The 19224-nt window shown below is 71.1% G+C and carries 24 protein-coding genes and 1 pseudogene; 12 read left to right on the top strand and 13 right to left on the bottom strand.

Features of this window, described 5'->3' with window-relative positions; genetic code table 11:
• Window positions 1-4: 4 nt before the first annotated feature.
• From ACTWJ9_RS17730 to tnpA, 3 genes and pseudogenes are all read right to left on the bottom strand, one after another.
• Window positions 5-442, bottom strand: coding sequence for a Fur family transcriptional regulator (locus ACTWJ9_RS17730; RefSeq protein WP_279335203.1), 438 nt, complete (start codon window positions 440-442; stop codon window positions 5-7).
• Window positions 443-553: 111 nt separating this feature from the next.
• The gene (locus ACTWJ9_RS17725; protein ID WP_279335202.1) at window positions 554-1129 is read right to left on the bottom strand and encodes an FABP family protein; all 576 of its coding nucleotides are present in this window, start codon (window positions 1127-1129) and stop codon (window positions 554-556) included.
• A gap of 302 nt (window positions 1130-1431) precedes the next feature.
• A pseudogene (gene tnpA, locus ACTWJ9_RS17720) lies at window positions 1432-1798 on the bottom strand (IS200/IS605 family transposase); the annotation flags it as partial.
• Window positions 1799-1896: 98 nt separating this feature from the next.
• On the opposite strand from tnpA, the gene ACTWJ9_RS17715 reads away from it, so the two are divergent.
• Window positions 1897-3186: an RNA-guided endonuclease InsQ/TnpB family protein gene (locus ACTWJ9_RS17715; RefSeq protein WP_279335201.1), complete on the top strand. Its 1290-nt coding sequence runs from the start codon at window positions 1897-1899 to the stop codon at window positions 3184-3186.
• Entirely contained in the window at window positions 3168-3530 is a 363-nt protein-coding gene (locus tag ACTWJ9_RS17710) for a DsrE family protein (protein ID WP_443294410.1), read from the top strand. The genes ACTWJ9_RS17715 and ACTWJ9_RS17710 overlap by 19 nt, the downstream gene beginning before the upstream one ends.
• 18 nt (window positions 3531-3548) lie before the next feature.
• Here the strand turns inward: ACTWJ9_RS17710 and ACTWJ9_RS17705 are convergent, their stop codons facing one another.
• The 8 genes from ACTWJ9_RS17705 to ACTWJ9_RS17670 form a co-directional block, all read right to left on the bottom strand.
• Window positions 3549-3818 carry a DUF3099 domain-containing protein gene (locus tag ACTWJ9_RS17705; RefSeq protein WP_279335199.1) on the bottom strand — a complete coding sequence of 90 codons (270 nt, stop codon included), beginning with the start codon at window positions 3816-3818 and terminating at the stop codon, window positions 3549-3551.
• A 110-nt stretch (window positions 3819-3928) separates the two neighbouring features.
• Window positions 3929-4216 carry a DUF1416 domain-containing protein gene (locus tag ACTWJ9_RS17700; RefSeq protein ID WP_006139129.1) on the bottom strand — a complete coding sequence of 96 codons (288 nt, stop codon included), beginning with the start codon at window positions 4214-4216 and terminating at the stop codon, window positions 3929-3931.
• Window positions 4217-4266: 50 nt separating this feature from the next.
• Window positions 4267-5112: a sulfurtransferase gene (locus ACTWJ9_RS17695; protein WP_279335198.1), complete on the bottom strand. Its 846-nt coding sequence runs from the start codon at window positions 5110-5112 to the stop codon at window positions 4267-4269.
• Between the two features lie 134 nt (window positions 5113-5246).
• A complete protein-coding gene (locus ACTWJ9_RS17690) occupies window positions 5247-5354 on the bottom strand; it encodes an Ms5788A family Cys-rich leader peptide (protein WP_350849312.1) in 108 nt (35 codons plus the stop codon).
• Between the two features lie 248 nt (window positions 5355-5602).
• The gene (locus ACTWJ9_RS17685; RefSeq protein ID WP_279335197.1) at window positions 5603-6343 is read right to left on the bottom strand and encodes an LmeA family phospholipid-binding protein; all 741 of its coding nucleotides are present in this window, start codon (window positions 6341-6343) and stop codon (window positions 5603-5605) included.
• A 183-nt stretch (window positions 6344-6526) separates the two neighbouring features.
• A complete protein-coding gene (locus ACTWJ9_RS17680; protein ID WP_443294409.1) occupies window positions 6527-7759 on the bottom strand; it encodes a hypothetical protein in 1233 nt (410 codons plus the stop codon).
• Between the two features lie 3 nt (window positions 7760-7762).
• Complete coding sequence (locus ACTWJ9_RS17675) at window positions 7763-8017, bottom strand: MoaD/ThiS family protein (RefSeq protein ID WP_279335195.1); 255 nt, start codon at window positions 8015-8017, stop codon at window positions 7763-7765.
• Between the two features lie 41 nt (window positions 8018-8058).
• On the bottom strand, window positions 8059-8979 hold the full coding sequence (locus tag ACTWJ9_RS17670; protein WP_279335194.1) for an alpha/beta hydrolase: 921 nt from the start codon (window positions 8977-8979) through the stop codon (window positions 8059-8061).
• Between the two features lie 324 nt (window positions 8980-9303).
• Between ACTWJ9_RS17670 and ACTWJ9_RS17665 the strand changes: the two genes are divergently transcribed.
• From ACTWJ9_RS17665 to ACTWJ9_RS17635, 7 genes are all read left to right on the top strand, one after another.
• Window positions 9304-10104 carry a winged helix-turn-helix transcriptional regulator gene (locus ACTWJ9_RS17665; RefSeq protein ID WP_279335193.1) on the top strand — a complete coding sequence of 267 codons (801 nt, stop codon included), beginning with the start codon at window positions 9304-9306 and terminating at the stop codon, window positions 10102-10104.
• Between the two features lie 124 nt (window positions 10105-10228).
• A complete protein-coding gene (locus ACTWJ9_RS17660) occupies window positions 10229-11251 on the top strand; it encodes a LacI family DNA-binding transcriptional regulator (protein WP_279335192.1) in 1023 nt (340 codons plus the stop codon).
• Between the two features lie 141 nt (window positions 11252-11392).
• Window positions 11393-12448, top strand: coding sequence for a S1C family serine protease (locus ACTWJ9_RS17655; protein ID WP_443294408.1), 1056 nt, complete (start codon window positions 11393-11395; stop codon window positions 12446-12448).
• A 69-nt stretch (window positions 12449-12517) separates the two neighbouring features.
• Window positions 12518-12712, top strand: a complete 195-nt coding sequence (locus ACTWJ9_RS17650; RefSeq protein ID WP_443294407.1) for a hypothetical protein — start codon at window positions 12518-12520, stop codon at window positions 12710-12712.
• Window positions 12713-12878: 166 nt separating this feature from the next.
• The gene (locus ACTWJ9_RS17645) at window positions 12879-13625 is read left to right on the top strand and encodes a response regulator transcription factor (protein WP_279335189.1); all 747 of its coding nucleotides are present in this window, start codon (window positions 12879-12881) and stop codon (window positions 13623-13625) included.
• Window positions 13622-15082 carry a sensor histidine kinase gene (locus tag ACTWJ9_RS17640; protein ID WP_387035804.1) on the top strand — a complete coding sequence of 487 codons (1461 nt, stop codon included), beginning with the start codon at window positions 13622-13624 and terminating at the stop codon, window positions 15080-15082. Before ACTWJ9_RS17645 ends, ACTWJ9_RS17640 begins: the two co-directional genes overlap by 4 nt.
• A gap of 49 nt (window positions 15083-15131) precedes the next feature.
• Window positions 15132-15761: a class I SAM-dependent methyltransferase gene (locus ACTWJ9_RS17635; protein WP_387035805.1), complete on the top strand. Its 630-nt coding sequence runs from the start codon at window positions 15132-15134 to the stop codon at window positions 15759-15761.
• Window positions 15762-15869: 108 nt separating this feature from the next.
• On the opposite strand, the gene ACTWJ9_RS17630 is transcribed toward ACTWJ9_RS17635, so the two are convergent.
• Window positions 15870-16349, bottom strand: coding sequence for a hypothetical protein (locus ACTWJ9_RS17630; RefSeq protein ID WP_388708379.1), 480 nt, complete (start codon window positions 16347-16349; stop codon window positions 15870-15872).
• A 27-nt stretch (window positions 16350-16376) separates the two neighbouring features.
• Between ACTWJ9_RS17630 and ACTWJ9_RS17625 the strand changes: the two genes are divergently transcribed.
• From ACTWJ9_RS17625 to ACTWJ9_RS17615, 3 genes are read left to right on the top strand one after another with little or no spacing between them, the layout of a single operon-like run.
• Window positions 16377-16703, top strand: a complete 327-nt coding sequence (locus ACTWJ9_RS17625; RefSeq protein WP_279335186.1) for a DUF6247 family protein — start codon at window positions 16377-16379, stop codon at window positions 16701-16703.
• Window positions 16700-16939: a hypothetical protein gene (locus ACTWJ9_RS17620; RefSeq protein ID WP_279335185.1), complete on the top strand. Its 240-nt coding sequence runs from the start codon at window positions 16700-16702 to the stop codon at window positions 16937-16939. Before ACTWJ9_RS17625 ends, ACTWJ9_RS17620 begins: the two co-directional genes overlap by 4 nt.
• Window positions 16940-16986: 47 nt before the next feature.
• A complete protein-coding gene (locus ACTWJ9_RS17615) occupies window positions 16987-17187 on the top strand; it encodes a DUF1737 domain-containing protein (protein WP_279335184.1) in 201 nt (66 codons plus the stop codon).
• A 124-nt stretch (window positions 17188-17311) separates the two neighbouring features.
• Here the strand turns inward: ACTWJ9_RS17615 and ACTWJ9_RS17610 are convergent, their stop codons facing one another.
• Window positions 17312-19168 carry a bifunctional metallophosphatase/5'-nucleotidase gene (locus ACTWJ9_RS17610; RefSeq protein WP_443294406.1) on the bottom strand — a complete coding sequence of 619 codons (1857 nt, stop codon included), beginning with the start codon at window positions 19166-19168 and terminating at the stop codon, window positions 17312-17314.
• Window positions 19169-19224: the final 56 nt, after the last annotated feature.

The following is a 19224-nucleotide window of genomic DNA, read 5'->3' as shown; positions in this document are numbered from 1 at the left end:
TAGCCTACGACTCGGTAGTTGAACGCTTCAGGGAGCAGTCCTCGCAGCGGCCGAAGATCGCGAAGTGCTTCATGTCCGTGTCGAAACCGAACATGTCGCGCAGCTTCGCCGTGAACTCGGCGGCCACCTCCACATCCGCCTCGATGACGTTGGTGCAGTCGCGGCAGACGAGGTGGATGTGGTGGTGCCGGTCGGCGAGGTGGTAGGTCGGGGCGCCGTGCCCGAGGTGGGCGTGGCTGACCAGCCCCAGCTCCTCCAGGAGCTCCAGCGTGCGGTAGACGGTGGAGATGTTGACCCCTGACGCCGTCTTGCGCACTTCCACCAGAATGGCGTCGGGGGTCGCGTGCTCCAGCGTGTCGACGGCTTCGAGCACGAGTTGGCGCTGCGGCGTCAGCCGGTAGCCGCGCTGCCTGAGGTCGCTCTTCCAGTCGGTGCTCACCACACCACGAGTCTAGGGCTTCTCGTTCGGATCAGGCCGGGCTCGCGGGGCCTGGTCCGAACGAGAGGCCCTGGGACGTGGGGCACGGAACCCGGGGCCGTGCGGCCCGGGAGCTCACTTGAAGAAGGCGATTCCGTCGTCCGGCATGTCGTCGGGGAGGGCCTTGGCCCAGCGCTCGACGTCCTCCGGGGTGACGACCTTCTTCAGGTGCGCCGACATGTAGGGGCGCAGCTCGACCTCGGGGGTCTGCTTCTCGCCGACCCACATCAGGTCGCTCTTGACGTAGCCGTACAGCCGCTTGCCGCCGCTGTAGGGATCAGCGGTGGCGGTGCGCGCCACCGCGTCCGTCACCAGGTCGATCTGCGGCTTCTGGTCGGCCAGCCCGCCGTACCAGATCTCGATGACGCCGTCGTCGCGGGTCATCGTCACCTCGACCTTGCGGGCGGCGTCGATCCGCCAGAAGCCGTGCTCGGACTCCAGGGGGCGGACCTTCTTGCCGTCCCCGTCGAGCACCCAGGTGCGGGAGCTGTACTCCAGGAAGTCCCGGCCGTCGTGGGTGAAGGAGACCTCCTGCCCGAAGTTGCACTTCTCGGCGCCGGGGAAGTCGTGCACCCCGGCGCCCGCCCAGTCGCCGAGCAGGAAGGCGAGCGGCACAAGGTCCTTGTGGAGGTCGGACGGGATCTCGATCATCAGTGGCAGTTCCTGGACGTGGGCGGTCAGCGCTGACCCTGGTACAGCTTCTTCACGGCCAGCCCGGCGAAGGCGAGGACGCCGACGGCGACCAGGACCAGCAGGAATGAGAAGAAGATCTCCACGGGGTGCTCCTTGAGCGGGTGCGGTGCGTTGCGTGTACACAGGGCCGCCCCCAGCTTACGCGGCCGGGACCCGGCCCCGTCGTGCACCCGGTTGCTTACCGGGTTCCTTGCAGAAAGCCCCGGTGTTCGCGCCTGGGGCGAATGCTTCTCAAGAGTGCTTTGACGCGCACTTTGGAGTGGACGTTTCTGCTGCTCGATGTACTGACGGACGATCGCCAACGGCGCCCCGCCGCACGACGCGGAGAAGCAGAAGGGTGACCACAGGTGTCCGTGCATGATGGCGCGGTTGATCCGGCCGGGAATTCTCCCCCGGCCGCATCCGGCGAGCGAAGAGGCCCTTGAGGTTGTTGACCAGCTTGGAGACAGCTTCCCTGGGCGGGTAGTGCACCAGGAGGTGGACGTGATCGCGTTCGCCGTTGAACTCCTTCAGCTCCGCCTCGAAGTCCCCACACACCTTGCGCATGCTCTCTTCGCAGCGCGCCGGCATCTCGTCGTCGAACACCCGGTGCCGGCCCTCCGTCACGAAGACCAAGCGCGCATGCATCGCCGAAACGACACGCCTGCCACGCCCGTACCCCGCGCCTGCCACGCTTTCAGCCGTTCCGCCCCTCGGTGAGACCAATCGTAGTAGCGTCACGGTTTGTGCAGCTTCGCTACAACTACCGCGCCTACCCCGACGCCGCCCAGCGCCATGCGCTGGCGCGTGCCTTCGGGTGCGCCCGGGTGGTGTGGAACGACTGCCTGCGCGACCGCAAGGAAGCGCACGCGGCCAGGCTGCCGTACGTGACGTCGGCCGAGCTGTCCCGGCTGCGCATCACCCAGGCCAAGCGCACCACGGAACGCGCCTGGCTCGCCGACGTCTCCGCGGTCGTCCTGCAGCAAGCGCTGCGGGACCTGGATACCGCCTACAAGAACTTCTTCGACAGCCTCACCGGCAGGCGGCGGGGCCGGAAGATGGGCCCGCCCCGCTACAAGTCGAAGAAGGACACCCGGCAGTCGATCCGCCTGAACTCCAACGCCTTCTCCCTCCAGGACGACGGCACGGTGTACGTGGCCAAGGTCGGCAACCTCAAGGTCAAGTGGTCGCGTCGGCTTCCCACAGCCCCGACTTCTGTGACCGTCACCAAGGACAGCTGTGGCCGGTACTTCCTCAGCTTCGTCGTGGACACCGCACCGGACGTCCTCCCGGACGTGGAGACCGACGCCGGGATCGATCTCGGCCTGTCCGCGTTCGCCGTCCTGTCCGATGGCCAAAAGATCGCCTCTCCGAGGTTTCTGCGCCGGGCGGAGAGGAAACTCAAGCGTCTTCAGCGGGAGCTGTCCCGCAAGCAGAAGGGGTCGAAGAACCGGGCCAAGGCCCGCAGCAGGGTCGCACGCCAGCACGCGCGTGTGGCGGACCGGCGCCGGGACTTCCACCACCAGGCCTCCACACAGATCATCCGCGACAGCCAAGCGGTGTATGTGGAGGACCTCTCGGTGTCCGGCCTCGGCCGCACCCGGCTGGCCAAGTCGGTGCACGACGCGGGATGGTCCGCGTTCACCCGGATGCTGGAGTACAAGGCGGTCAAGCATGGCCGCACCTTCGCCAGGGTGGACCGCTTCTTCCCGTCCTCCCAGGTCTGCTCGGCCTGTGGATTTCGGGACGGTCCCAAGCCGCTGCACGTCCGTGAGTGGGCGTGCAGGGAATGTGGCACGGTGCACGACCGCGACCACAACGCGGCCCGCAACGTCCTGGTCGAGGGACGCCGGATCGTCGCCGCCGGACGGGCGGAGACACCAAACGCCTGTGGAGCGCCGGTCAGACGGGCACCCGTGCCCGCACAGCGCGGTGAAGCAGGAAGCCCCCGGAAGGCTCGGACGAGCCAGGCCGGAATCCCTGGACTTCAGTCCAGGGAGCACGTCAAGATTCAGCCATGGCGAAGAAGCTTGTGATCAAGGTGACCGCGGGGTCCGACGCACCCGAACGCTGCTCGCAGGCGTTCACGGTGGCGGCGGTGGCCGTGGCGAGCGGGGTCGACGTCTCCCTGTGGCTCACCGGCGAGTCCGCGTGGTTCGCGCTGCCGGGCCGTGCCGCGGAGTTCGAGCTGCCGCACGCGGCCCCGCTGCCCGACCTGCTGGACTCGATCGTCGCGGGTGGGCGCCTCACCCTGTGCACGCAGTGCGCGGCCCGCCGGGACATCACGGAGAAGGACGTCATCGAGGGCGTACGGATCGCGGGCGCGCAGGTGTTCGTGCAGGAGGCGCTGGCGGACGACACCCAGGCACTCGTGTACTGAGGATCCGCCGCCCGCCTCTCACCGGGGCGGCCGCGGTCCCTTCTTGCCGTCCAGTTCGTCCCACCATTCGTCGGACTGGGGATCGCCGGAGGGGTCGTCCCACCAGCGGTCCTCGGGGCCACGCCGGTTGGCGATCATCGCGGCGACCGGCGGGATGACCATGGCCACCACGCACATGCCCACGGCCACCGGAACCGACCACAGCCGCACGACGCTCCAGGCCAGGACGAACAGCGTGATACACGTCCCCATCATGACGAAGTAGACATGACGCCTGCGCGCGTACATGTCTCCAGCGTAGAACCGAACAGCACGAAGGGCCGCATCCCGGCGTCCGTTCCGGGGATGCGGCCCTTCGGCCGTCACCGGTCCCGCGGACGGGTCCGCGGGACCGGCCCTCACACCGCGATGGCGACCTCGGCCAGCCCGCCCTGCTGGGCGACGACCGTGCGGTCGGCGCTGCCGCCGGGCACCAGGGCACGGACGGTCCAGGTGCCCTCGGCCGCGTAGAAGCGGAACTGTCCGGTGGCGGAGGTCGGGACCTCGGCCGTGAACTCTCCGGTCGAGTCCAGCAGACGGACGTAGCCCGTCACCGGCTCGCCGTCACGGGTCACCTGACCCTGGATGGTGGTCTCGCCGGGCTTGATCGTCGAGGCGTCCGGGCCACCGGCCTTCGCACCGCACATGACGTACTCCTGAAGTGGTCTAGTGGTCTGGAAGGGTCGGCCGGCCGGGCTTACTTGCCGTCGCCGAGCTCGATCGGCACGCCGACGAGGGAGCCGTACTCGGTCCAGGAGCCGTCGTAGTTCTTGACGTTCTCCACGCCCAGCAGCTCGTGCAGCACGAACCAGGACAGCGCGGAGCGCTCACCGATGCGGCACAGGGCGATGGTGTCCTTCGACAGGTCGATCTGCTCGTCCTCGTAGAGCTTCTTGAGCTCCTCGTCGGACTTGAAGGTGCCGTCGTCGTTGGCGTTCTTGGACCACGGGATGTTGCGGGAGCTCGGCACGTGGCCGGAACGCTGCGCCTGCTCCTGCGGCAGGTGCGCCGGGGCGTTCAGCTTGCCGGAGAACTCGTCGGGCGACCGCACGTCGACGATGTTCAGCGTGCCGATGGCGTCCACGACCTCGTCGCGGAAGGCGCGGATGGACAGGTCCTGCGGCGTGGCCTTGTACTCGGTCTTCGCCCGCTCGGGCACCTCGTCGCCGGCGACCAGCTCGCGGGCGTCCAGCTCCCACTTCTTGCGGCCGCCGTCGAGGAGCTTGACGTTCTCGTGGCCGTACAGCTTGAAGTACCAGTAGGCGTACGCGGCGAACCAGTTGTTGTTGCCGCCGTAGAGGACGACCGTGTGGTCGTTGGAGATGCCCTTCTCCGACAGGAGCTTCTCGAAGCCCGCCTGGTCGACGAAGTCACGGCGGACCGGGTCCTGGAGGTCCTTGGTCCAGTCGATCCGGATGGCGTTCTTGATGTGGTTCTTCTCGTAGGCGGTGGTGTCCTCGTCCACCTCGACGATGGCGATCGTCGGGTCGTCCAGGTGCTCCTGGACCCAGTCGGCGTCGACCAGTACGTCGTTGCGGCTCATGTTCCGTCTCCTCCGGGGCAGTTGCGGCGGGGCATGTGAGTAGAGAGGCTGCGCACCCCTGCGGGGCCGGGGCACGGACGCCCCTCGGCGGGGCGAAGCGGGAAAGCAGTAAGCGCGGACGGCGGTGCGGCCGCTCAGAAAGGTCGACAGAGCATGGCGGCGACGCGGCACAGGTCGACTGCCCGCCGCTTCGTGAGATCCGCTTGTCCTCGCGCTCGGAGGACGCTCGTCTGACACTGCATGCCGTCGATCGTAGGGAGGGCAGGGCGGGCGTGTCACCGATGTGTCACATCCTGATACAGGATTGTCCGGGATGTGGGATGACTGTACCGCCGGGCCTGCCCCCGCGCACCCCGGGCGGGGCCGTGTGCGCCGCCACATCTGCTCTACGGACGTCCTCGTCTCGCCTGTCGGACGTCTGAGGTCCGACGGGGATTCGTCAGGGGCGTCGGAGGTTCATCGGGGACCCCGGGAGCCCGCCGCTCGCCACCTACCCGGCCAGGCGGACGTCGGAACCCTTCACGGTGATGTGGACACCGCTCTCCGCCGCCTCGACCTTGTCCAGCTTGATGCCGCCGGGCAGGCCGTTGATCTTCTGCTCGAAGTCGGTGACCGCCCGCACCTGCGTCTCGGCGAGCGTGACGCCGCCGAACTTCGGCAGCCCGTCCGCCCGCACCCGCACGGTGTTGCCGTCCACGACCGTCACGGAGCTGAGCACGGAGACCGGCTCGGGCAGCTTGGTGCCGAGGACGGTGGCCTCCACCGTCACCTTGATCTTCCCGTTGCCGCCGTCGGAGAGGCCGACGACGGCGGCGGTGACACCGGGGGCCACCTGCGTGGAATCGGACGTGGCGGCCTTGAGCAGCTCGTCGTAGGCGACGGTCGCGCTGCCGGTCGCGGCGGCTGCGGTGGCGGAGCTGAAGTCGCTGGAGAACTCGACGCCCGTCATGTCGGCGCGCAGGTCGGCGATACGGATGCTCTTCGCGCCGTCGCCGGTGGCGGCCTCGTAGCCCTCGATGCCGATCTGCACCTCGTCGAGGGTGCCGCCGGCGACCTGGGTGAGGAAGGGGAAACCGTTGATGGACACGTCGGGAGCGGTGGCGAGGTTCTCCGTCGACTTGAGCCGGTCGGCCACCTCGCCCTCCGCGAAGCTGACCGCGACCCGGTCCACGATCACGAAGATGCCGCCCAGAATCACGACGACGACCAGCAGTATTCGCAGTGCGCGCATGCGGTTGGTTCCCCCACCTAGGTGCTTTCGACGGCAGTCCCCCACGGACGGCCGGGCAGCCGTCCTGCGCGAGGGTAACCCGCACGACCGGGGAAACCCCGCGATTGTCGATCACCTGTGACAGGGGCCGCAGGTCCGCCGGCCGTCCGTGCGCCGTCCGTGCTGTTTGTGCTGTCCCCGCCGTCAGCCGACGACGCGTCCCAGGACGTACACCGCCGGTGCCGCCGCGGCCAGCGGCAGGGCCACCCCGGCCGTGAAGTGGACGAACCGGGACGGGTAGTCGTAGCTCGCGACGCGGTGCCCGATCAGGGCGCACACCGCCGCGCCCGCACCGATCAGCGCGCCCGAGGCACCGAACCCCGTCGCCCCGCCGACCGCCGCGCCCACACCCGCCGCCACCAGCAGCGCGGCCACGAGGGACGCCGGAGTCGGCAACGGCAGCGCACGCGCCACGACCGCCGCCGCCAGCGCGACCCCGCCGACCGTCACCGCGTCGGCGTCGGCCGCCAGGTATCCGCTCGCCACGATCGCCAGCGCCGACGCGGCGACCGTCGCCGTCAGGCCGTACAGCCGCTCGTCGGGGTCGGCGTGCGAGCGCAGCTGCAGTACCAGCGACAGCACCACCCACACCCCCAGCGTGCCGAGGACGGCCGACGGTGAGCGGTCGGACGCCAGCAGCGCCACGTCGGCGACCAGCGCCCCGAGGAAGCCCAGCGCGATGCCCTGCCGCGCGGGCCACATCCCGTTCAGCCGGAACCAGCCCGCGGCGGTGAGCCCCTGGAGGGCCACCAGCGGTACGAGCAGGGCGTATGTGCCCAGCGCCGCTCCACCGGCGAGCAGCAGCCCCAGCAGCGCGGTGAGCGCCGCCGGCTGCATGCCGGGCTCGATGATCGGCGAGCGCCCCTCCGCACGGGCCCGCTGCGCGTCCGTGACCCGGGTGCTCCCGGCGAGGGTGGCGGGCCCGTACCCGGGACCGTCAGCGGGTGCGGAGGGTGCGGGTGCGGAGGGTGCGAGCGGGGGTGCGGGAACGGCGCCCGCCGGGGTCCCGTGGACCGGGGCCGCGCCGTACCCGGCGTACGCCGCGGGCCCGCCGTGCCCCTGCGGGGCCGGTGGGGTCTGCGGCAGGTACGAGGTCTCCTCCGCCGAGGTGGCCGCCGGTACCGGCGGCTGCATCTGCGTCTCCCACGTCTGCCCCTGCCACTGCTGCGTGTACTGCATGGCGGCGTGCGGATCCTCGTGCCCCGGCTGTCCCCCGGACCACGCCTGCGCCTCGGGGGGGCGGGGCTGCTGATACTGCTGGGGCTGCTGATACTGCTGGTTCTGCTGGGACTGGGGCTGGGGCTGGGGCCGCCCGTGGGGGTCGTGGCCCCGCTGTCCCTCGTGCCCGTCGTAGCCCTGATACGGCTGGTTGGTCATCGCTCACCCTCCTGCGAACGGCGGGAGCACCTCGACCGTGCCGCCGTCGGCCAGCCGTACCGTCTCATGTGCGCGGGTGCCCACGGGATCACCGTCGACGAGGAAGGAGCACCGCTGCAGGACGCGCGTGAGTTCGCCGGGGTGCCGCTCGCGTGCCGTGTCGAGCGCCTCGGCGAGCGTGGCCGCCTCGAAGGCCTCCTCGGCCACCCCGGCCGCGGCCTTGGCGGCGGCCCAGTACCGCACCGTGACCTTTGCCATCTGCTGCTTCCTCAATCGGGTTGACGGTGAACACGGTCAGGCTAGCCCGATCGGGCCACCACCCAGTCCCCGATCCGGTGCAACAGCCCGTCGGACGCCGCGTTCTCCGCGTGCCCCATGCCCGGCTCCACCCACAGTTCCCCGTGCTCGCCGGCCGCGGCCGCCAGCATGCGCGGATGGTCGAGCGGGAAGTAGCCGTCCCGGTCGCCGTGCACGACCAGCAGCGGTGTCGGCGCGATGCGCGGCACCGCCTCGACGGGGGACAGCGGGACGGGGTCCCAGTTCCGGCGGTGGATCCGCGTCCGCAGCCCGTACCGGCTCACCGCCCGCCCAGAGGGCCGGGTCACCAGCCAGTGCAGCCGCCGCATGGGAGCCGTCCCCCGGTAGAACCACCGGGCGGGCCCGCTGACGGACACCACGGCATCCGGACCGTCCGCCTCACCGGAACCACCCCCGCCGCCCGCGCCGAGCGCCGCGTGCCGCAGCACCACCGAGCCGCCCATCGAGAACCCGACCGTCGCCACCCGCGCGTGCCCCAGTTCCCGCGCCCACGACACCGCCGCCGCCAGATCCAGCACCTCGCGGTCCCCCACCGTGGACCGCCCGCCCGACGCGCCGTGCCCGCGGAAGGAGAACGTCACGACCGCCCCGTGCCGGGCGAAAGCCCGCGCCGCCCTGCGGACGTGCGGCCGGTCCACGTGCCCCGTGAACCCGTGCGCGATCACGAACACCGGATCACGGGAAGGCAACCGGAAGCCGCCGCTCCCGGCCGCCGCCGGAGCGACCGCCGATCCGTGCGCCGCCGATCCGTACACCGCCGATTCGTACACGGAATCGATCCGTACACCGTCCGCGGTACGCAGAAACGTCCGCAAAGACATACCACCGCCTGTTGCGCCGTGCGTCTCGGAATTCGGACGAATGGCGGAACGTTCCACATGACCTGCCGGACCGGTGCTCATGTCGGCTATTCTGCGGGGGAGAGGACTCGGGCAGCGAAGCCCCCGGGTCCTTTTGTGCTTTCGGAAGCATCGTGTACGACGCGGGAGACCGCTGACGTACGGGCCGTCGGACGCACGAGGCAAGCCGCGGACTCCCCCACCGCCCCGATGGCGTGGGAGGTACCCCGTCGCAGGGACCGAGGAGGAACCAGACGTCATGGGCGAGCGAACCGTGCACGACCGTACGACGACCCGGAAGCGGGCAGCACCCGCACCGGACCGGGAACCCGACAACCGGTTCCGTGAACTCGGCTCCCGGCGCCGAGATCTCGGAGGAGGGGTGCGATGAGTTCACTGCTCCTGCTGACCAACGCCCTCCAGCCGTCGGCGGAGGTGCTCCCCGCCCTCGGCCTGCTGCTCCACCACGTGCGCGTGGCCCCGGCGCAGGGTCCCGCCCTGGTCGACACCCCCGGCGCCGACGTCATCCTCGTCGACGGCCGGCGCGACCTCCCGCAGGTCCGCAGCCTCTGCCAGCTGCTGCGCTCCACCGGCCCCGGCTGCCCCCTCGTCCTCGTGGTGACCGAGGGCGGCCTCGCCGCCGTCACCGCGGACTGGGGCATCGACGACGTCCTCCTCGACACCGCCGGACCGGCGGAGGTGGAGGCCCGGCTGCGGCTCGCCATGGGCCGGCTGCAGATCGCCGGCGACGACTCCCCCATGGAGATCCGCAACGGCGATCTGTCCGTCGACGAGGCGACCTACAGCGCCAAGCTGAAGGGTCGCGTCCTCGACCTCACCTTCAAGGAGTTCGAGCTGCTGAAGTACCTCGCCCAGCATCCCGGCCGGGTGTTCACCCGTGCCCAGCTGCTGCAGGAGGTCTGGGGCTACGACTACTTCGGCGGCACCCGCACGGTCGACGTCCACGTACGGAGACTGCGGGCCAAGCTCGGACCCGAGCACGAGTCGCTGATCGGCACCGTCCGGAACGTGGGTTATCGATTCGTTACGCCGGAGAAGGGTGAGCGTGCCGCCAAGGCCAAGGACAAGGCCGAGGAGGACGACAACAAGGCCACCGACCGGCACAAGGCGGCGGACACGGACGAGAAGGCCGTCCGGAGAACCACGGAGGCACGGACGCAGGCGTGAGACTTCGCGTGTGTTCGCGGGCACGCGTCCTTTTCCCTCTGTTTCCCACAGCTTCCCGCTGCTTCCCGTTCACAGGATCTTTCTCACTCTGCCGGGATCGGTTATATCCGCGTAGACTCCGCGCGTGGCCAAGGTGACAAGGGATGATGTGGCGCGACTGGCGGGTACCTCCACCGCCGTCGTCAGCTATGTCATCAACAACGGACCCCGGCCGGTCGCCCCGGCCACGCGCGAACGCGTACTCGCCGCGATCAAGGAGCTGGGGTACCGACCCGACCGGGTCGCCCAGGCGATGGCGTCGCGGCGCACGGACCTGATAGGCCTGATCGTCCCGGACGCGCGCCAGCCCTTCTTCGGGGAGATGGCGCACGCGGTCGAACAGGCCGCGGCCGAGCGCGGGAAAATGGTGCTCGTCGGGAACTCCGACTACATCGGCGAGCGCGAGGTCCACTACCTGCGGGCGTTCCTGGGGATGCGCGTCTCCGGACTGATCCTGGTCAGCCACGCGCTCAACGACCTGGCCGCCGCGGAGATCGACGCCTGGGACGCCAGGGTCGTCCTGCTGCACGAGCGCCCCGAGGCCATGGACGACGTCGCCGTCGTCACCGACGACCTCGGCGGCGCCCAGCTCGCCGTCCGCCACCTGCTGGAGCACGGCAACGCGTACGTGGCCTGTGTCGGTGGCACCGCGGAGACCCCCTCCGTCGGCGACCCGGTCTCCGACCACGTCGAGGGCTGGCGGCGGGCGATGAAAGAGGCCGGCCTCCCGACCGAGGGCCGCCTCTTCGAGGCCCCGTACAACCGCTACGACGCCTATCGCGTCGGGCTCGACATCCTCTCCGGGCCGAACCGCCCGCCCGCGATCTTCTGCTCCACCGACGACCAGGCGGTCGGCGTGCTGCGCGCGGCGCGCGAGCTGCGCATCGACGTGCCCGGTGAGCTCGCGGTCGTCGGGTTCGACGACATCAAGGAGGCGGCGCTCACCGATCCGCCGATGACCACGGTCGCCTCCGACCGTTCGGCGATGGCCCGCGCGGCGGTCGACCTCGTCCTCGACGACGGACTGCGGGTGGCCGGCTCGCAGCGCGAGCGGCTGAAGGTCTTCCCCTCCGAACTGGTGATCCGCAGCTCCTGCGGCTGCGCGTAGCGGTCAGGCCACCGGCTGGACCACTGCTCGAGCCGCCGCCCGGGCCACCGAGGGCGTCTTCATATCGGGCATACGAGGTTCTGTCGGACTTCTCAGCGGGCACTCAGGGTGTTCTCATGGGGGGACGGGAGGCTCGTCGACATGACCGAATCCTTTCGCCGCAGCGGCGCACACGAGAACCCCCACGCGGGCGGCCCGCAGCACCCCTCCTCCTCTCCGGTGAACCCCGAGTGGCCGCCCCCGCCTGCGTTCGCGCCGGGGCATCCGGTCACCGCCGACGCCACCGGCACCACCGGCACCGCCAGGCCCCGCCGGAAGCGGAACCGGGGTCCGGCCGCCCTGCTCGCCGCCGTGGCGATCGTGGCGGCGGCCGTGGGCGGCGGCACCGCCTACGGCATCCAGGAGCTGACCGGCAACGGCACCGTCGCCTCGTCGAACGCGAGCAGCACCCCTGTGGTGCCGACCGGTCAGAAGGGCACGGTGTCCGGCGTCGCCAAGGCGGTCAGCCCGAGCATCGTCGAGATCAACGCCACCTCCGGCGCCGGATCATCCACCGGCTCCGGTGTGATCATCACCGGGGACGGCGAGATCATCACCAACCACCACGTCGTCGCCGGTGCCTCCTCGGTCAAGGTGCGGACCGGCGACGGCAGGACGTACACCGCGGACGTCGTCGGCACCGAGAGCTCGAAGGACCTCTCGCTGATCAGACTGAACGACGCCTCGGGCCTGACACCGGCCACCCTCGGCGACTCCGACGGCGTACAGGTCGGCGACCAGGTCGTGGCGATCGGCTCCCCCGAGGGCCTGACCGGCACCGTCACCAGCGGCATCGTCTCGGCGCTCGACCGCGACGTGACCGTCTCCACCGACGGGAGCCAGGGGCAGAGCCCGCAGGGGCAGCCGGGCGGCGGCCTGCCCTTCGAGTTCGGCGGGCAGCAGTTCAACGGCGACACCGGCGGGTCCACGACGACGTACAAGGCGATCCAGACCGACGCGTCCCTGAACCCCGGGAACTCCGGCGGCGCGCTGATCGACATGAACGGCGACATCATCGGCATCAACTCCGCGATGTACTCGTCGAGCGGCGGCGGCTCCTCCTCAGCCGACGCCGGCAGCGTGGGCCTGGGCTTCGCCATCCCGGTCAACACGGTCAAGGCGGACCTCCCGGCCCTGCGGTCCGGCGCCATGAACTGACAGTGCCGCGCATCCCCGCCCCACGCGGTACGCACCGATCCGACGCGGTTCCCACCCGAGGAGTCCGACATGATCGCACAGGCCCGGCAGATCAAACAGGTCACCCACGAGGTCCCCGGCGCCGACCCGGCCGGTCTCGCCCTCGCGCTGGAGGTCGCGGCCGAGCTGCCCACCCCGGCACCGCGGGCCCCGGAGGTCGCCCCGGCCACGACCCGCCGCAGGACCGACAACGGACACGGTCACCGCCGCACCGCGCGCGGCTGATCCGTGACCCACGCGCCCCGGGCACTCGTGCGAGCCTGAGACCCTGAGAGTTCGAACGCCCGGCCGCGCGTTCCCCTCCCAGACCAGCAGGCCAGCAGCCCGAGACACCACCGGCCGACATCCCGGCCCCCCGACATCCCGGCAGACCAGAGGATCCCCCGACCCCATGAGCCCCGCAGACGGCGACCGTGACCGTGACCGTGCCCCCCAGCGCATCCTGATCGTCGACGACGAGCCGGCGGTGCGCGAAGCGCTCCAGCGCAGCCTGGCCTTCGAGGGATACGGCACCGAGGTCGCCGTCGACGGCGCGGACGCCCTGGAGAAGGCGGCGGCCCACCGGCCCGACCTGGTCGTCCTCGACATCCAGATGCCCCGGATGGACGGCCTGACCGCCGCCCGCCGCATCCGGGCCACCGGCGACACCACACCCATCCTGATGCTGACCGCCCGGGACACGGTCGGCGACCGGGTGACCGGGCTGGACGCCGGGGCGGACGACTACCTGGTCAAGCCGTTCGAGCTGGACGAGCTGTTCGCCCGGATCCGCGCACTGCTGCGCCGCAGCTCGTACGCGGCGGCCGTGGCCGGCACCGCCGAGGAGGACGACGTCCTGGCCTTCGCCGACCTGCGCATGGACCTGGCGACCCGCGAGGTGACCCGGGGCACGCGACGGGTGGAGCTGACCCGCACCGAGTTCACCCTGCTGGAGATGTTCCTGGCGCACCCGCGCCAGGTGCTCACCCGGGAGCAGATCCTGAAGGCGGTCTGGGGCTTCGACTTCGAACCGTCGTCGAACTCCCTCGACGTGTACGTCATGTATCTGCGCCGCAAGACCGAGGCGGGCGGCGAACCGCGCCTGGTGCACACGGTGCGGGGCGTCGGCTACGCCCTGCGGCAGGACGGCACGGAGTGACGGCACTGGTCCGCCGGTTCCGCGCGCTGCCCATCCGGGCGCGGCTGTCGCTGCTGGTGGCGGCGGCGGTGGCGTTCGCGGTGGCGGCGGTGTCGGTGACGTGCTGGTTCATCGTGCAGGGGAAGCTGTACGAGCAGGTCGACAACGACCTGAAGAAGGCGACGGCGCTGCAGGACCCGCAGCAGCGGGGCGAGATCCGCAGCGCCCTCGGCAACTGCACGGACACCCCCCGGGACAGCATGGACGGAGGCTTCGGGCAGACCTTCTCCCAGGTGGTCAGGGAGGACGGGACCGTGTGCCTGTTCCCCAGCTCGGCGGGCAGGATCAAGGTCACCGAGTCCGACCGGGACGTCATCGCGAGCGCGGGCGACGGCTCGACGGGCCTCTACCGCGACGGCACCGACCAGGACGGCGCCGAGGTGCGCGTCCTGACGCTGCCGCTGGTGATCAACAATCCGAGCACGCTGACCAGTTCGAAGGCCGCCGTCCTCGTCGCCGTGCCCCTCAAGGGCACCGAGTCGACGCTGGGCGACCTCGCGCTGATCCTGCTCCTCGTCTCCGGCGTCGGAGTGCTCGGTGCGGCCGCCGCCGGCCTCGCGGTCGCCCGCGCCGGTCTGCGTCCCGTAGACAAGCTCACCGAGGCCGTGGAGCACGTGGCGCGCACCGAGGACCTGGGCGTCCGCATCCCCGTGGAGGACGACTCCGAGGACGAGGTCGCCCGTCTCTCCCGCTCCTTCAACTCGATGACGTCCGCCCTGGCCAGCTCCCGCGACCTGCAGCAGCAGCTCATCGCGGACGCCGGCCACGAACTGCGCACCCCGCTCACCTCCCTGCGCACCAACATCGAACTCCTCACCCGCAGCGAGGAGACGGGCCGCCCCCTGCCCGCCGAGGACCGCAAGGCCCTGCTCACCTCGGTCAAGGCACAGATGACGGAGCTGGCGGCACTCATCGGCGACCTGCAGGAGCTGTCCCGGCCGGACACCGGCCAGCACGAGGGCCGTGCGCAGATCGTCGCCTGGCAGGACGTCGTGGAGTCGGCGCTGCGCCGGGCCCGGCTGCGCGGCCCGGAGCTGACCATCGCGGCGGACGTCCGGCCCTGGTACGTACGCGCGGAGCCCTCCGCGCTGGAGCGGGCCATGGTCAACGTCCTGGACAACGCGGTGAAGTTCAGCCCGGAGGGCGCCACGGTCGACGTCCGCCTCGCCGACGGCGTCCTCACCGTCCGCGACCACGGCCCCGGCATCGCCGCCGACGAACTCCCCCACGTCTTCGACCGCTTCTGGCGCTCCCCCACCGCCCGCGCCCTCCCCGGCTCGGGCCTCGGCCTGTCCATCGTGGCCCGCACGGTCCAGCAGGCGGGCGGCCGGGTCACCCTGACCCGCGCGGACGGCGGCGGCACCACCGCCACGATCCGCCTCCCCGGCGCCCCCACCCCACCCCCCGAGGTGCCCTGACGGGGGCAGGGCCGATCGAGCGTGCGGAACGAGTGTTAGCTTCTTCCCCGTGGCGGAACACCAGGACGAGACCAAGGCCGCCTACGACGGGGTCGTCGAGCTCTATGCGTCGCTGTTCGCCGATCGGCTGGAGACGCACCCGTTCTCACGGAACATGATCGGTACTTTCGCCGAGCTGGTGCGCGGGACGGGGAACCCGCGGGCGGCCGACGTCGGCTGCGGGCCCGGACATCTGACGGCCATGCTGCACGACCTGGGGCTGGACGCCTTCGGGCTCGACCTGTCCCCGGGCATGGTCGACCACGCCCGGCGGGCCCATCCGGCGCTGCGGTTCGACGAGGCGCGAATGGAGGCCCTGCCGGTCGAGGACGGCGCGCTCGGCGGCGTGCTGGCCCACTACTCGGTGATCCACACCCCTCCTGAGGAACTGCCCGCGCTGCTCGCCGAGCAGGTGCGTGTCCTGACGCCGGGGGGCCTGCTCCTGGTCTCGTTCTTCGCGACCGACGGACCGGAGCCGGTCCGCTTCGACCACAAGGTGACGCCCGCCTACAGCTGGCCGGTGGACCGGTTCGCCGAGCTGCTGGCCGGGGCCGGCCTCGTCACGTTCGCCCGGCTGCTCCACGACCCGGCCTCCGAGCGGGGCTTCCTCGACGCCCACGTGCTGGCCCGCCGCCCCTGAGGACGTCTGCAGGCGACGCGCGCACTCGTCCGGCACATCCCGGAGACGGGGGGCGGGCGACGGCGGACTGAGGGCTGCGGCCCGGGGCGCAGATCGCGGTCGACGAGGTTACGGCCTCTCCGAACCCTCCGTGAACGCGGTGGCGTGGTCGGCGGCCCACTGGCGGGCGCCCTCGGTGAAGGCATCCAGGCACGCCTGCTGGCCGCCCAGACACTCGCGGTCCAGCGGGTGCTCGCCCGGACCAACTGGCAGAAGATCGCCGACGGTCGAACCGCCCACGACGTTCACCCCGAGGCCGTGGCCGACGCCGACCAGGCATTCAGCCGACTGCGGTGACAGGCGACGCCCCCGGTCGGAGAAGACTCCGGCGGTGAGCAGTTCCCCGGCGCGGGTGCGGTAGCGGCCCAGTCGCACTCGGGTGAGCAGGTGCTCGCCGGGGCCGTGCTCGGCGGGACCGTGCTCGGCGGGACCGTGCTCGGCGGTCCGGAGGCCGGTGGGCGGGTGGGCCGGTGGTGACAGGTGGTACGTCCGTCTGTCCCCGTCCGGTGTCTCGCGCGTTCTACCGTGGTCCTCCGGCCCACACGTCACACCCCGGCCGGAGGAGAGGAGCCGACCATGGCCCACGAGGTGGATCCGAACTCCTGCGAGAGGACACCCGAGGCGATCCGTGCGGCCCTGCAGCGGCGCCGGGACTGGTTGCAGGCCTTCGAGCAGGAGTGGCTGAGCGCCGCCGCCGACTTCGACCAGTCGGCGCTCGACGCCGTGATCGACAAGTGGTTCCCCTTCGCCTGCGCCTGCGCCACGCCGGGCTACCTCGACGACGTCGAACAGACCGTCAAACGCATGACGACGGACGACACCGAAGGCCTCGTGTTCCGCGACGCGCAGGGCCACGGCTTCGACGCGGACGGCCGGCCCGTCCCCGCGGGCGGGTGCCGGTGAGCGCCTACGCCATCCGGTACGTGGACCGCGCGGCGGCGCGGAAGGCCGCGTTACCGGGCTCCCGGCGGACCTCGCTCGAGAACCTCGAGAAGCTGCTCACCCTGAACCCGTTCGGCCCGCCGGCCCTCAGCAACCGCGACAACAGCTGGTCCGCGGGCTTCCAGGGCGGCTTCGTCACCTACGTCGTGTCCAACCGCCACGTCGTCGTCAACGTCATCGACCTCGTGGCCCTCTGAGCCCTCTGAGCCCTCTGGAACCGGGACGCGTGTGACACGCTGGGATCATGAAGACACCGCCGGACGGGCTGCCTGTGTACCGCGTGCTGACCGGTCCTGACGACGTGGCGTTCTGCCGTCGGGTGAGCGAGGCCCTGGCGATGGGGTACCGGCTCCACGAAGGGCCGTCGGTCACCTTCGACGGCGACCGGGTGATCGTCGCGCAGGCGGTCGTGTGGCCCGGAGCGGGAGACACCGCCTCGAGGTGACGGACACGCTCCGGCGCATGCGCACGGCCGGGCCGGGCTTCCGGAACGGAAAGAAGGGGCCCGGCGCCCGCGGGCCTCACGGCCTGCCGGGTGTGCCGGGCCCCTCCCGGGGGTCGTCCGCCGATTACCGGACGACCGTGATGCGGTCCGCCGCCGGCGGGGCGATCGGGTTCGTGGGGGAGGAGTTGGCCGTCAGGTACTGCTCCAGGGCCGTCAGGTCGTCCTCGCCGACCAGATCCGCCGTGCCCTCGCCGAGGGTCGGGAAGCCGTCGCCGCCGCCCGCGAGGAAGTTGTTCGTGGCGACGCGGTAGGTGGCGGCCGGGTCGATCGCGGAGCCGTTCAGCCTGAGGGAGTCCGTGACCACCCGCTCCGCGCCGGTCCTGGTCAGGTCCAGGGTGTAGGTCAGGCCGGCGGAGATCTGGAGGATCTTCGGCGCCGCCTCGTTGGCGCCGCTCACCTGCTCCTTGAGGACCTGGATCAGCTGCGCGCCGGTGAAGTCCTGGAGGTTGACCGTGTTGGCGAACGGCTGCACGGTGAAGCCCTCGGCGTAGGTGACCACGCCGTCGCCCTCGGCGGCGCTCGCCGCGTAGGTGAGGGGGGCGCGGATGCCACCGGGGTTCATCAGGGCCAGGTCGGTCTCCGGGTCCAGCGTCCGGCCGTAGGCCAGTTGGGCGTCGGCGATCAGGTCGCCGAGCGGGGTCTCGGTGGTGCCGTCCTTGGTGATGTCACCGGAGATGTAGCCGATCGGGCGGTTGCCGATGGGGGCGGCGAGGGTGTTCCACCTGCCGATCAGCCGGGTCATGTCCGGCGCCTTCGGGACGTCCCGCGTCACCACGTGGTTCGCCGACTTGACGGCCGTACGGGCGATGTCACCCGTCGCGCGGTCGTACGTCAGCGTCGTGTCCGTGTAGAGGCGGCCGAAGGACGCGGCCGAGGTGACCATGCGGGGCTTGCCCGCCGGGTCCGGGATCGTGCACACGTACGCCGCGTGGGTGTGGCCGGTGACCAGCGCGTCCACCTGGGGCGAGACCTTCTTGGCGATGTCGGCGATCGGGCCGGAGACGCCGTCGCCGGCGCCCGGGGAGTCGCAGTCGTAGTTGTAGGAGGACGAGGCGGGGAAGCCGCCCTCGTGCACCAGGGCCACGATCGACTTCACGCCCTGGCGCTGGAGCTCCTTGGCGTACTTGTCGATCGTCTCGACCTCGTCCTTGAAGGACAGGCCCTTCACGCCCTCCGCGGAGACGATGTCGGGGGTGGCCTCCAGCGTCACGCCGATGAAACCGACCTTGACGCCCTTCTGCTTCCACACCCAGTACGGCTTCAGGACGGGCTTGCCCGTCTTCTCGTCCAGGACGTTGGCCGCCAGGTACGGGAAGTCGGCGCCCTTGAACTTCTTGTCCGTGTAGCAGCCCTCGACGGGGTGGCAGCCGCCGTTCTGCAGCCGGCCCAACTCCTTGGCGCCCTCGTCGAACTCGTGGTTGCCGACGGAGGAGACGTCCAGGTCGAGCTTGTTCAGCGCCTCGATCGTGGGCTCGTCGTGGAAGAGACCGGAGAGGAGGGGGGACGCGCCCACCATGTCGCCGGCGGCCGCGGTGACGGAGTAGCGGTTGCCCTTACGGGCCTCGCGCAGGTGGGTGGCGAGGTACTCCGCACCGCCCGCGTCGACGGTCTTGGTCGTCCCGTCCGGGTGCAGTTCGGTGACCCGGCCCGAGGAACCCGTCGGGGGTTCCAGGTTGCCGTGCAGGTCGTTGAAGGACAGCAGCTGCACGTCCTGGTAGCGGCCCGGGTGCCCCTTGTGGTGGCCGTGCCCGTGCGACGCGCCGCCCTTGACCCCACCCGCGCTCGCCGCCTCCGCGGGCAGGGTGGCCGCGGCCAGCGCGCCGATGGTGAGCACACCGGCGGCGGACACGAGAAGACGGTTCGTACGGCGTCTGCGGCGCGGACGGTACGTCAAGGATGTGGACCTGGGTGTGGCTGGCATGCGCCCCCCTGCGGGTCTGCGTGGGTCGGAGTCGGTCGGGGTTGGTCTACGCGGGG

The sequence above is a fragment of the Streptomyces sp. GDS52 genome, assembly GCF_052246875.1.
Lineage (GTDB): Bacteria > Actinomycetota > Actinomycetes > Streptomycetales > Streptomycetaceae > Streptomyces > Streptomyces cathayae.
The sequence above is the reverse complement of the archived record's forward strand: the minus strand, read 5'-3'. Positions and strand labels throughout refer to the sequence as shown.